The organism is Halorubrum sp. Eb13, assembly GCF_002252895.1.
Classification (GTDB): Archaea; Halobacteriota; Halobacteria; order Halobacteriales; family Haloferacaceae; genus Halorubrum.
This window is the reverse complement of sequence record NZ_NHPE01000086.1, coordinates 22,122-34,623: the sequence shown is the minus strand read 5'-3', so window position 1 is coordinate 34,623 and position 12,502 is coordinate 22,122. Positions and strand designations below refer to the sequence as shown.

The 12,502-nt window shown below is 59.8% G+C and carries 13 protein-coding genes and 2 pseudogenes; 10 read left to right on the top strand and 5 right to left on the bottom strand.

Annotated elements, in window-relative coordinates; translation table 11 throughout:
- Positions 1 to 87 precede the first annotated feature (87 nt).
- On the bottom strand, positions 88 to 411 hold the full coding sequence (locus DJ75_RS09900; RefSeq protein WP_094524324.1) for a hypothetical protein: 324 nt from the start codon (positions 409 to 411) through the stop codon (positions 88 to 90).
- A 261-nt stretch (positions 412 to 672) separates the two neighbouring features.
- Between DJ75_RS09900 and DJ75_RS09895 the strand changes: the two are divergent.
- Positions 673 to 1,341: pseudogene (locus DJ75_RS09895) on the top strand (RNA-guided endonuclease InsQ/TnpB family protein); the annotation flags it as partial.
- Here the strand turns inward: DJ75_RS09895 and DJ75_RS09890 are convergent.
- Positions 1,324 to 1,530 carry a hypothetical protein gene (locus tag DJ75_RS09890; protein ID WP_094524323.1) on the bottom strand — a complete coding sequence of 69 codons (207 nt, stop codon included), beginning with the start codon at positions 1,528 to 1,530 and terminating at the stop codon, positions 1,324 to 1,326. The pseudogene DJ75_RS09895 and the gene DJ75_RS09890 overlap by 18 nt on opposite strands.
- A 148-nt stretch (positions 1,531 to 1,678) precedes the next feature.
- Between DJ75_RS09890 and DJ75_RS18200 the strand changes: the two genes are divergently transcribed.
- The 6 genes and pseudogenes from DJ75_RS18200 to DJ75_RS19325 form a co-directional block, all read left to right on the top strand.
- Entirely contained in the window at positions 1,679 to 1,867 is a 189-nt protein-coding gene (locus DJ75_RS18200; RefSeq protein ID WP_141212005.1) for a hypothetical protein, read from the top strand.
- Positions 1,867 to 2,586 carry a hypothetical protein gene (locus DJ75_RS09885; RefSeq protein ID WP_094524322.1) on the top strand — a complete coding sequence of 240 codons (720 nt, stop codon included), beginning with the start codon at positions 1,867 to 1,869 and terminating at the stop codon, positions 2,584 to 2,586. The genes DJ75_RS18200 and DJ75_RS09885 overlap by 1 nt, the downstream gene beginning before the upstream one ends.
- Positions 2,587 to 2,623: 37 nt before the next feature.
- Complete coding sequence (locus DJ75_RS09880) at positions 2,624 to 3,463, top strand: ABC transporter ATP-binding protein (protein ID WP_094524321.1); 840 nt, start codon at positions 2,624 to 2,626, stop codon at positions 3,461 to 3,463.
- A 59-nt stretch (positions 3,464 to 3,522) separates the two neighbouring features.
- Positions 3,523 to 5,073, top strand: coding sequence for a hypothetical protein (locus DJ75_RS09875; RefSeq protein ID WP_254921939.1), 1,551 nt, complete (start codon positions 3,523 to 3,525; stop codon positions 5,071 to 5,073).
- Positions 5,074 to 5,611: 538 nt separating this feature from the next.
- On the top strand, positions 5,612 to 6,124 hold the full coding sequence (locus DJ75_RS09870) for a hypothetical protein (RefSeq protein WP_241881394.1): 513 nt from the start codon (positions 5,612 to 5,614) through the stop codon (positions 6,122 to 6,124).
- A gap of 651 nt (positions 6,125 to 6,775) precedes the next feature.
- Positions 6,776 to 6,886 (top strand): annotated as a pseudogene (locus DJ75_RS19325) (AAA family ATPase); the annotation flags it as partial.
- A gap of 198 nt (positions 6,887 to 7,084) precedes the next feature.
- Here the strand turns inward: DJ75_RS19325 and DJ75_RS09865 are convergent.
- On the bottom strand, positions 7,085 to 7,654 hold the full coding sequence (locus tag DJ75_RS09865) for a type IV pilin (protein ID WP_094524319.1): 570 nt from the start codon (positions 7,652 to 7,654) through the stop codon (positions 7,085 to 7,087).
- Here DJ75_RS09865 and DJ75_RS19085 point away from each other — a divergent pair, their 5' ends adjacent.
- Positions 7,655 to 7,915 carry a TRAM domain-containing protein gene (locus DJ75_RS19085; RefSeq protein WP_394338275.1) on the top strand — a complete coding sequence of 87 codons (261 nt, stop codon included), beginning with the start codon at positions 7,655 to 7,657 and terminating at the stop codon, positions 7,913 to 7,915.
- A gap of 426 nt (positions 7,916 to 8,341) precedes the next feature.
- Here DJ75_RS19085 and DJ75_RS09860 read toward each other — a convergent pair whose 3' ends face one another.
- Entirely contained in the window at positions 8,342 to 8,767 is a 426-nt protein-coding gene (locus DJ75_RS09860) for a universal stress protein (protein WP_094524318.1), read from the bottom strand.
- Between the two features lie 898 nt (positions 8,768 to 9,665).
- Between DJ75_RS09860 and DJ75_RS09855 the strand changes: the two genes are divergently transcribed.
- The gene (locus DJ75_RS09855; protein WP_176451434.1) at positions 9,666 to 10,523 is read left to right on the top strand and encodes a CPBP family intramembrane glutamic endopeptidase; all 858 of its coding nucleotides are present in this window, start codon (positions 9,666 to 9,668) and stop codon (positions 10,521 to 10,523) included.
- 296 nt (positions 10,524 to 10,819) lie between these two features.
- The gene (locus DJ75_RS09850; protein WP_094524505.1) at positions 10,820 to 11,392 is read left to right on the top strand and encodes a response regulator; all 573 of its coding nucleotides are present in this window, start codon (positions 10,820 to 10,822) and stop codon (positions 11,390 to 11,392) included.
- Between the two features lie 69 nt (positions 11,393 to 11,461).
- Here the strand turns inward: DJ75_RS09850 and DJ75_RS09845 are convergent, their stop codons facing one another.
- Complete coding sequence (locus tag DJ75_RS09845) at positions 11,462 to 12,499, bottom strand: HAMP domain-containing sensor histidine kinase (RefSeq protein WP_094524316.1); 1,038 nt, start codon at positions 12,497 to 12,499, stop codon at positions 11,462 to 11,464.
- Positions 12,500 to 12,502: the final 3 nt, after the last annotated feature.

Genomic DNA, 12,502 nt, shown 5'->3' with positions numbered 1-12,502 from the left:
GTCGGTATGGCGATCGGCCCGCGCCGGTGCCGCGCACCGGAGCCGCTAGTGCCGGTATTGATGCCGCGACCGAGCCCGCAGCCGAATCTATCGCGGCTGGTCGTCGCCGACAGCCGCGAGGACGTGGCGGAGTTCTCGGCTGACTGCGTCTGTGGCGGCGGCGATCGAGTCGAAGGTGTCGCTCCCCGCGTCGCCACATCCGCGTTTGCGGACGAGCCGGACGGCCGCGTCGCTCAGGATGTCGGGACGGACAGCGACTTTCGCCGCGGTACAGGGACTTTCCTCGTCCGAAAGCCGGTACTCAACGATGCCGCCGGGTTCTTCGTTCCGTTCCCAGTCGCCCGGGGCTGCTGGGAGCCTGTCGACCAGCGCCTGCGGATTGGCCGCCGTCTCGACGCTCGTGGTGGACATACCAGTTGTTGGGTCGTCGCGCACATACCGGTGTCGGCGAGTTCGCCGAGCGAGAGCTGCGTTCCGTCCGGCACGTCGGCCTCGGCCGCCCGTGTTTGTCCGCGATGGCTCGCGCGGCGGCGTCGCCGCCGGAGAGCGAGGCGCGTTTCGCAATCGCTTCGCGTCGAAGCTCCCGTGCCGCCTCAGGCCGCCGGTCCTCGTACCGGAACCAGAACTGCTCGCGGCGCGCCTCGAAGCCCACAACCGGGCGCGGATACGTCTGACCCCTCAGACGAACGCGACCGCTTGGAGCGCGAGCAACGGACGCTCGTGCGCAAACAGCACGGGTCGAACAACGACGAGAAATAACGGCGTCGAGTCGCGGAGTGTCACGCCGACCTGCGACGGAAGCGCCGCGACTTCTTGCACAGGCTCTCGGCGTACTACGCTCGAGAATACGACCTTGTAGCGGTCGAAGACCTGAACGTGGAGGGGATGATGAAAGGTCCGTCGAACAGCCGCAACACTGCGTCTGCCGCGTGGCGAACGTTCCTCTCGTTGCTCGAATACAAGTGCGAGCGTGAAGAAACGCACTTCGTCGCGGTCAACCCGAGAGGGACGACCAAGGAGTGCGCGTCGTGCGGCGTTTCGACCGACAAGCCGTTTTGGGTCCGTGAACACTCCTGTCCGTCTTCTGGGTTTGAGGCGGACAGGGACGCGAGCGCGGCGTGGAGCATCCTTTCTCGCGGTCTACAAGATGTAGGAGTGGGACACTCCGAATCAACGTCACCAGAAATCGAGGATTTCTGGTTGGCGAACGAATCGCTCTGCGATTCGTCAACGCCTGTGGGGACTGCGCTCCCTGTGGATACGTTCCTATCTGCAAAGCGCGTCGTGGAAACAGGAGGCCCTTCCCTCAAGGAGCGAACGGCGTCAGCCGTGAGCGAGTAGGGGAGGGTAGTTCACAGACGTCTCCTGTCGGGTCGACATGTTGAGCTGTGCCGTCGGGGAGCTGACGCCGCCCCCGACGAAGAGCGCGACGAGCGCGAGCGTCCGCCAGCGGCGAACATCAATAGGAGTCAGAAACTCCCGTGTGACGCCGAACGCTTCCGCAACGTTTTCGACTGAGCGGAGGGCCATAGGTCGGGATACTCAAACTCCATGGTCAGCCCTTCTGGTGGTGGCTTACGGGGCGTCTCTCACGGACGGTTCGACAGCTGTGTCTCACCGGGGTTTCGAATCGGACGATCCCGTCATTTTATGCGTAGGTCTCGCTGACACGTAGAGTGTGGCCCTCCTCGAAGCCCTCCGAGAGGTCTCGTGGCCTCTCCGTGAGCAACCGACACTGTTCGTGACGACGACATTCAGCAGGTTCGACCGAGCTCTCGTCGGGACGGACGGAAACCCGTCCCGGTCAGGCGCAACGACGACCGACCGCGCCGCTCATGCGATCGACAAGCCGCGTCCCTGCCGTTGATGCTGTACACGGTCGTCGGGAGCGGCTTCATCGCTCTCGGTCTCGCGATCGGCTGGTACGGGATCCGGCCGCTTGCGGTCGTACCGAGTGTCCTCCGTGCCACCGTTCGAGACCCGAGCGAGGTGGCCAGCACCGGCTCCTTCGTCGTGTGCCGCGGCGTTGCGAACGAATCGAGCGAGACCCTTACGACTCCGTTCACGGGATCGCGGAGCCTCGGGTTCGAGTTCGAGGTCACCGAACGGCAACCGTTCGGGATCGGGATCCCGTGGTTTCAAACCCATCTCGATGACGGTATGACGACGCGTCCGTTCACTCTCGACGGTCCGTCCGGGTCTCTCGACGTCGTCCCGTCCGCCAAACGGTTCTCTCTCGATACGGAATCAACAGTCATCACCGTCGGTGCCAGTGAAACGCCACCCGAGCGAATCCAACGGTTCGTCGACGTGCGAGACGATCTCGAACCCGTTGCGAGATGGGCACGGATTATTCCCGGACTCGGGACGCGGCGCTACGTCGAACGTCGGACCGTTCCCGACGAGGAGTATCTTATCGCGGGACACACGGAACGGCAACAGAACGAGGCCGTCCTCACAGGCGATCTTGTCATCACCGATCGCTCCCCGAGACGGTTCGCGTTCTCACGGCTCTGGCGGGCGGTGTTTCCGACGGTGGTCGCGCTGGCGTTCGTCGCTGTCGGAGTCGGAGGTATCGCCCTATGACCGACTGCGGTACGAACCTGACCATCCATCCGTCACAATGACACAGGAGACAGGCGCCATCGAGACGCGTGAATTGACAAAACAGTTCGGGACTGAGATCGCTGTCGACGGGCTCGACCTCGCCGTCGACCCCGGCACGGTGTACGGCTTCCTCGGACCGAACGGGGCCGGAAAAACGACGACGATGCGGATGCTGACGTCGCTGACGCGACCGACTGACGGTGAGGCGTGGATCAACGGAAATCCCGTCTCTGACCGTGATGAAATTCGGGCATCGATCGGCTACCTTCCCGAAGAGCCGCCGGTCTTCGACGAACTCACCGGTCGTGAACAGCTCGAGTACTATGGTCGGCTTCGTGACATCCCCGCTACCGAGATGGAGACTCGGATCGCAGACTGGTTGGATCGATTCGGTCTCACGGACGACGCCGACAAGCGAATCGACGATTACTCGAAGGGCATGCGCCAGAAGATCGGGCTGATTCAGGCGCTGTTACACGAGCCCGACGTCGTATTCCTCGACGAACCGACCAGCGGACTCGACCCGCGGGCGGCTCGAACCGTCATCGACGTCATCGCGGACCTGACCGACGACGGCCACACGGTGTTCCTCTCGACGCATATCCTCTCGGTCGTCGAAGAGCTCGCGGATGTCGTCGGCGTCCTCTACGAGGGCGACCTCGTTACCGAGGGCGCACCCGCGGAACTGACGGCGCGGATGGAAGCCGAAGAGGGAACGACGCTTGAGGACGTGTTCCTCTCGGTCACCGCCGAACGCGGCCCGGCAGCTTCCGAATCGGCTCCCGGGAACGCCGGAGACGCGACGGCCCGACAAGACGGACGAGTCGAGGACGACGGACGGATTGAGGACCGATGAGGCGTGCAAAACGGCCCCGGCTCATCGCCTGGACCGAACTCCGACGCCGCTGGCGGACGATGAGGAGGAACACGACGCAGCTGTTGGCGCTCGCGTTCGCGGGCGTCATGCTGCTTCCGTTCTCAATCGGCGGTGTGTTCGGGGCGTACCTCGCCGGGGGATTCGTCGCCGGAAGCGAGACCGAGCCGCTCCTCGAATGGGCGCGGATGGCGTTCGTCTACGGATGGATCTTCGTGGTCGGATTCGGTGGATATCGCGCGTACGCCGTCGCGCTTCGCCCAGACAACGTTGGCGGCTTGTTGACGACGGTCTCACACCGGGACGTGATCGGTGGCCTCGTCCTTGCCGAACTAACGCTCTGGTCAGCGTTCCTCCTCAAAATCGGAAGCGCCGCCACAGTCGCGTTCGCCGTCGGTGCCGGCTCGCTGCTCACGATCCCCGCCCTGTTGCTCACATTGTGTCTCTTACTCGCGACCGGGATCCCGGCAGGCTTCATCATCGCACTGGGGGTGCGAAACGCCGGCGTTCGATCGCGGCTCCTCAGCCGCCTTCGAACGCTGTTCCTGCTTCTGTTCGGTATCGGGTACTTCGCGCTGATATTCACGAACGCGTTCGCGTCTGTCTTGGAACCGGTCTATCGAGCGCTCGCGCCGACGCCGATCGATTGGTTCGGCGACCTCGCGGCAGTGGGGCTCGGTATCGGGGCGTCACCGCTCAGGGCGGTCGGCGCGGTGGGGTTCACAGGAGCGTTCGTCGTCGTCGCGGCTGCGTCCCTATCCCGACTTGCAGAGTGGCTTTGGTACGCTGATGGCGTTCACATCACGCACGAGATCGAGCGGTCGGAGGGGGGATCTTCACGGCTCAACGGCCTCTCAAAAGTTCTCTCACGGCCGGTCTTCGGTGTCGTTGCAGTCGATTGGAAACGTGCACGCCGGTCGCCGATCTCGCTTTCGTTCGCGTTGTATCCCCTGATCGTCCTCGCTGGTCCGACTGTCACGGCCGTCCAAACAGGGGAGATCGGAACCGGGCTGCCGCTGTGGATCGTGCTCAGTGGAACGTGGGTTGCCGGGTCGTTGTTCGCGCTCAACGTGGTGGGTCAAGAGGGCGCAGCGCTCCCCGTCACACTGCTTTCGGAGACCCCCGAACGCTCACTGGTCATCGGACACGCCCTCTCCGGTGCCCTCCTGATAGCGCCGATAACCGTCGTGGCGACCGTTACCACGGGACTTCTGAGTCCGCATTCGGTACCGGTCGTTGCGAGCCTCGGCGTGTCAGCGCTCGTCTTGTCGGTCGTGTCGGGGACGATCGGGACCGGAATCGGTGTCGGTTTTCCGCGTTTTGAGGCCGTCAGCGTCTCTCGAAGTACCAAAGCGATCGTCCCCAGCGCCTTCGCGTTCGCACTCTACCCGGTCGCCGTACTTGTCGTCGCGCTCCCGACCCTTATCGCACACTCCGGTACTGTCGGCCGCGCGCTCGGCTCGGTCCTCGGGGTTAGTCAGTTCGTGATCGGTCTCAGTGGGACGCTCGTTTCGGCTGTCATCGCGTGTCTCGTCGGTCTCTTCTCGATGTACGTTGCGCGAGACCGCGTTAGCAACTATCGGCTCGGCTGAGGGTCCTGTCGCTGGTGTTGACGTCTACGGGGACGATTGGTGGTCCGCCCCGACCACACGTGAGAAGAGGCGACCTTCCCGAGGCGAGAGGCGGGCATTACGGCCGAAACGAAGACCCTGACCGGTAACGCACTCGTACGGTCGGCTCCGTCGGAAGCCGATCGCTTCGACACTTTCCGCTGAAACGGGCGTCAGTTCGAACTGAGTATGGCCTGCCGTCGCCGTCACTCGTCTGTCCGCTCCACGCCGTCGATGTCGAGTGCGGTGGAGGCGGACGCCCGTTTACTTTGGATCGAGGCGGCCACAGGTGCGTAGCTAAATTGAATATTTGTCGCTATTCTACGTGAATATTTTTCAGCGAAGTCACTCAGCTACTTCGTGCTCGTTGGTGGTGCTATCGCAGTAATGTGGTTCCCGAAATTCATCTCCGAAGGCTACAAAAGTCTAGTACGGGGGGTTGATAGACGGAAATTGTCGTGTTTCAAATCGGATTTTAGTCTTCCGTATCTTGATGTCGGTAGCACTTCGATGAGGTGACATGGCCCTCCAATGGACGGTCCGTCAGTATTTAGACAGCGCTTCCCGACGACGGTTCCTCGCCTGCAGTGGTGGAGTGCTCATCGCAGGAACAGCCGGCTGTACAGGGATCGTCAACAGTCTTGCCGACCTCGCGTTGGGCGATGTCAACCTTTTCAACGAAACTGACGATACCCTTACTGGCACTGTGACGATTACCGATTCGGCGGATGAGACTGTTCTCTCGGACGCATTTGAATTGCCGCCGGCATCGGGCGATGAAGACGCCGACGAAAAAGACGATGAAGACGGCATGACTGCGTATGAGGACGTATGGACTGATTCTAGAGCCTATGACGCGAGGGTCGAACTGGATGATGATCCAGCCATCCAAGTCGAATCCGCTACCTCGTCGTCAATAACTATTGATAACCCGAGCGAGGAGATGCTTGCGATAGTGTTCGGTGGCGAAGAGTTCGACGACACAATCGGTTTTACCGTCGGTGAGTCGTTGAGTGATCTCGCACAGGCGTGAGAGTCTTGTTGAGTGATTGACATCCTCTTCCGCGTAAACGCGGAGGAATCCCGAGCGGTGGGAGTTTCAGGTTCGCAGTCTAATTACCGGACTCCCAGTCCTTTCGGGCATGGGTAGTCCCACAGTGTCGGACTGGTGGACTGCTGGCTATGCCAACTGGCCGTTACCCCTATCCTCGGCCGTGTACGGCGTCCAAGTGTTGTTTTTGCCGCGGGGACGCTGGCAGGCATCACCGGAGTTGGGGATATCGTCTGACTCGCTTCGAGCAGTCAACACAGACACACCCTTCGAGGATGTAGCGTTCACCGACTGCCCTTTCAAATACTGCCTCGGTACGCGGGCGGACAGGCCGCCTCTGAAGGACGGTTCGGAATCCGCTCCGTTCCGACCGATTCCTAACTACGTATAGAGCGGCCTGTCAGTTAAACATCGGTATATGAAACTCGGTACAGACGTTCGGCCAGCGGATTGCTTCCCACCATGTCGGCTTCATCACCCGCCTAAAGGCGGGTGTATTCGCCTTCCAGTCTGTATAACCTCGAGGGGGTTTCGAAATCGAATGCGCACAGTGCTGTCTCGGCAAAAAAGTGATCTTAGCGGTCAAATCGGTTAAATATCGTTTTGATACCACGTCTGAGCTAATACGCGCCACTCCAACGGTACGACGGCCCGCGAACCGTCATCATCCTCAACGAGGTCGATCAACGCAAGGACCCGAGCCTCATCTACGATCCCCACAGTATGGAGCAGGTCGCGCTGATCCGTCTCTGTTGAAATCCTCAGCGCCTGAGACAAACAGTCCTCTGAATAGAAGGCGCGAACATGGTACGAACCGAGGCTAATCTGCGGGATAGAGTGATCGGTCAGTACAGGTGAGCGTGGGGCGTGTGTTACCGAAGCGGGTGGCTCTCGGCACCGTTGGAGGTGACCTCAGACGAGCCATCCACTACCCGGCTGGGGTTACGCGACCATCGTTTTGCGGATCACAACTGTCTGTGATGGCCGGTGGATCACTTGGACAGACACGTCGCTGCCGGTGGCCAGCGCACACTTACTCTCCGGGATCCGGAACATAATTGTGTCTCCCACAGCGTACCGGCCACCCTGAAGCAGCGCTCCACCGTCACCCACGTCTGCAACAGCGTTGTCCACTGCCTTTAGCGAGCGTTCATCGAAGAGATTCGCGCCCGCAATCTGGCCGTCGGATTCACGGATTGCATTCCCTGCCCCGGCTGGTAGATGCACAATGCGGCCGCTTCGGACGCCTTTGTCACAATCGGCACGCACGGCAATCTCTGTGTCAGACACCGCGACAGGATCGCCTGCGATGTGCGTGAGCGTAACGATACCCCCGCTCGTCCCGTCCTGCGGGGCGAAATCGCCGCTCGACTGGGCCACTCGTGGCGCCGGCTCCCGGAGTGCCGTGGTGACGTCTAAAGCCGCAATTGCAATAGCTCCGCTGAGTACAACGACGATGGCGACTAACAAAATAACCGAGATTACCGACGACACGCCTCGGTCTGTGCTCACATGTTCTCATACCGGAGTTGGGGATATGAGTGTTCGGCCTCCGGTCACTCCACTGCGGATCCGCTCTCAGCTGTGACTGAGGGTGAGCGACGAGTCGTTGAGATTGCGTATCTTTGTGACCAGGGCGATGGAATCGCAAAAATCGATCGTGGCTACGTCGTGATCGTCTCGGAGACAACCGTTGGTGAGCAGTATCAGTTGAGATGGAGACGGCGCCGAGGAACGTGGCGTTTGCCGCTGTTGTTGACCCATACCCCGTAGCCCAGCTATCTCCGGCTGCAGGCGGGTCTCTGGCTGCTGACCGCCTCCACCTGTGAGTTAGGCGCCACCGCTAGCGGGCAGGGAGCGTATGGACTCGCCTGCGGATCTCGATGTATCTCTTAGTTGAGCGGGTGGGACGGACCGGTGCTGTGTAGCTCCGAATGTGACAACGTTTCTGAGAGGAGACCCCGATGCGCTGTCTCTCTTAGCTTACCGAACGCAGAAAATACGGAATGACAAGGCCACAGAGAAGCGCGCCAACGACAGCAAGCACTGCTACTTGTGGCGTACTCGCAACTGCACTGTCCATTACCGCGCTCATAGAGGGAGGTCGCTTACAGTATATTTAAAAGAAACTATGTGACACGTCAGCCACCGCGTTATAATACTGTAGTTGCTGATGAGCGCCGCATTCCGAGGGTTCGATCAGGCTTGCTGGTTCGGGAAAACCATCACCGGAACGTCTGCTTCTCGGATGAGTTTACCTCCCGGGTCGCCGGCAATTGTCCGCTCCCACGTGTCCATATCTCGAGGTGTGAAGGCGACGAGTGTCGCCTCCATCATATCGATCGCATCAGTGAGTGCCTCCGCGACCTCGCGCCCTTCAAGCGTCGCCCACTCAAACTGGAGATCATCACGGTATAGGATGTCTACGAACTTCTCGTAAGTCGCTCCTGCGAACTGATCTCTGCCGGTTTTTATTGTCGTCTCCGCGGCCGTTCCCGGGGTTACGTGTGTTACGATAAGAGTCGTATCCGAGTCTAAGTGCGGCCGAACCGCACGTGCCGTCGCTTCAGCGTCGTCGGGACTCGCGATCGGAATTAAAATACGTTCGAATAAGTCCTCGTTCATGTATATACCGTGTCTGACGATACAAAAAAGCGTACGGGTTACTGACTCGCAGGACCGATCCACATGGCACTTCCCAACTATTGACATCCTCCTCCGCGTTCACGCGGAGGAATCCCGAGCGGTGGGAGTTTCAGGTTCGCAATCGTGAATCCGATTTCTTCTTCGAGAAATCGTTTAACGCATCGCAAAACGGTGGGTGACTGGCGGTGCCAAGCCGCCGTTACTTCTATCCTCAATGCCGTTGACTCATCTGTTGTTTTTCCCAGGAGGGAGTCGCTAACACGTCGACAGACTTGGTACACTTGGACTTGCTCAACCGACAGGCACAGACGAACGTTTCTGGCATTCGCGTTCACCGTGTTGGTATTTCGGGTATTGTCTCGTTAGCGGCGGCGAGGCCGCCTCCCAAGGCCGTTCGGAATCGCTCCGTTCCGACCTGATCTTACTCTTTAGTACGAATTGACACCATTTGAAACTGCGGGCTTTGGAAACTCGGGAATGCCACCGAACAGTGGTTCGTGTAGGGTTCTGTCGGATTCGTCCTGCAGCTCAAGCCGTAGGTATTCTCCTCGAATCTCTATAAAACCTCAAACCACGAGATAACTAACTGATTGCCTTCAGCTTCTCCGCCCGTCGCCTCAGTGTTGTAACGCTTGGATTTCGACTCGTCCATGCCTCCGCAATAAATCCAAATATTGACTGTATAATTCCTGTAGCGGTACTTCACAGGCAGAAATGCGTAAACCGGATTTAATTGCGGCGTCATCATGAGCTCAGCCATGCCGGGTCCAGATCAGGCATTAACGCAGCGCCATCGGTTCATCACCCAACTCGGGTCGTGTCGTCAATCCAATTGTGTCTGTGCGCACCTCGCGTCATGGTCCTGTGGGGAAGATCGATGAGCCGGCTCACCGCACTCACAAAGCGAGCATCTGCGAGCCCCGTTAGAACGTTCATGTTCGTACTGATTGCGGTATCCGCTGCCGTCGCAGCGATGCTGTATGCGGTCTTCGGATCTGAGCTGCCCGGCACTGCGGCGATCGTCTACGCGTGGACGCCGATGATGAGCGCGGGTCTCACTGTTTGGATCGTCGACGAGAGCATTCGCGATTGGCTTGGACAACTCCGCAACCTACGGGTCGGCATCCACTGGTATCTTGCCGGGATTGGGATCATGCTGCTCGGCACGGAGTTCGAAACCATCGTTACGCTCGTCAGTGGCGGAGACGTGAGCGTTCCAGCAGCGCCGCCTCTCGCGTATCTCATCACATTCGGGGTTACACTTCTTCTCGCTGGCGCGATCGAGGAACTCGCATGGCGTGGATTTCTTCAACCTCGTCTCCAGCGCCGTTTTTCGGCGATATCGGCAAGCGTGTTCATCGGCATTATTTGGGGGCTCTGGCATGTTCCGATGATACTCGGCGGGGCGGGCAACTTCACCGTCTTTTGGGAGTACATGCTGAATATCACGATGATGTCCGTCATTCTCGGATGGCTGTACAACAGCACAAACGGCGCGCTTCCGGCCGTAATGATCGCGCACGCGTCGCATAATATGCCTCCTGTCGGCGATCCGACCGGGGGTGCGCCTGGGGTCTTTGAGACCCTTTCTGGTGACGCTATCTTCTATCTTTGTTGTGCGGTCGCAATCACGCTATACGCTGGGTCTCAAACGCTAACTCGTGACCGTAGTCTCCCTGATATCCCAGGGCAGCTCACGGGTCAACCCGGTCAGGAAAGTCACTCAGCCGATTGACGTCGCGTCGGGATTGGTACTCCAAATTGCTACTTAACGATCACTCCAATTTTCGGTCGTCGAGAATCGATTGGAGATCACAATCCTCGTCTGAGCGGCTTGACGGACGACAATTCAAATGTGCCTCGCTTCTGCCACGCTGTGCGGTCGGTGACACGCACCGAGTGGCGGCTCACCCTCTGGGGCGAGCACAGATCCCGTAGACCGCTGTTACGCCTGTATCCCCGGGAGAGACCTTCTCGGAAGCCACAGCTATTAAACGCTGTAGTAAGTATCGACACCACGTGACGGCCGACATGTACGTTGACAGGCCGCGGGTGCTGCTCGTTGACGATGAGAAAGAGGTCGCCGACGCGTACGCCCTCCGGCTGGACGCAGTGGCTGACGTCACAGTTACTTACAGCGGTCCTGAGGCATTGTCTGCGGTCGACGAGTCTGACCCGCCGGACGTAATTCTCCTCGATCGGCACATGCCGGAACGGTCTGGTGACGATATTCTCCGTGAGTTACGAGAGTATGATATTCACACCAGAGTTATCATGGTGACCGCAATCGACCCGGGGTTGGAACTCCTCGAACTCCCGTTCGACGACTACCTCTGTAAACCGGTTGACCGCGCGGATATCAGGACCGCTGTCGACCAGCAATGTCAGGTTCTCGCATACGAACTCCTCGGCCAATACTTCGGAGTCGAATCGAAGCGAGCGGTTATCGCCGCTGAATTGCCACAGGACCGTCTCGAGGACCACGACCAGTTCTCGTCGCTCAACGAGCACGCCAACCGTTTGCGGGACCGCATCTGTCGACTTCTACCCGACGCAGACGAGTTGTTAGACCGGTTCACCGGTATCGAGCGCGAGGGGTACTGATCCCCGGCGAGAGGCGCGACCGGGGCTGATTGATCAAAGAGGTCTCTGTCGCCTCCCCCGACACCCTGACTAATGGCTGATTTCAAACCGCGCACCGCCGTCATCCGCTGCTGTGAGCGTCAGATCCCAGCCGTGTGCTTCGACGATTCGGTCGACGATCGCTAGGCCAAGACCGGTCCCACCACTCCGTGTGGAATATCCGGGGGTGAAGACGATTTCACGCTCCGTCGACGGGATACCGGGCCCATCGTCCGCGATATAAAATCCACCCTCGAATGGGTGAACGGCCACGGTCGTGCTCTCGCTCGTCTGCCCGTCTCGGCCGTTTGAACGACCTTTTGTTGGTGCCTTTGTCGGCTGATCGTTCCCCGTTTCGTCGGTCGCGACACCGTGTTCAACGCTATTCCGAAACAGGTTTTCAAATAACCGCTGGAGGCGATCGGGATCCGCGGTGACCGTCGGTAGCGACTCCGAAACCGTCAGTTCGACCTGTTCGGTATCGATCGACTCCCACGCGTCTCTCGCAGCGGTCTCGATTGCGACCTCCTCTGTGGGCTGAACAACAGCATCGTCGCGCGTCAGCGTCAGGACATCACGGATGATCCGTTCCATCCGATCGTGTGCGTCAGCGACCGACTCGAAGTGCTCGGGGTCACCGGTCTCCTGTGCTGCACGGAGATGGGCCTTCGCGACATCGAGCGGGTTCCGGAGGTCATGGCTGATGACGCTGCTCACTTGGTCAACGCCCGGTGAGTAACCTTCGTCGGGACACTCACGAAGGTCGGTAAACACTAGATACCCGGTGTCGTCGTCCGACGGGATTACGCGAGCGAAGAACGGGCCTCGGTTGCCGTATCCGTCCAGACGGATGCCGATCCGATCGCCGCGGACGAGATGTGAGACTGGCTCCCGGTCACCGGTCGTATTGTAGCTGTTGAACCGGTCGAATATCGTCGACACGCGTCCGCCCACCAGCTCCTGTTCGAACTGCTGCTCGAAGGCGTCGTTCGTGGCGGTCACGCGAGCATCGTCACCGTCGACGGTGTATGCGAGCGCGGGGTCCGGAAACTCACGCAACGGAATCGCCGTGTGACGATCATCACTCATCGG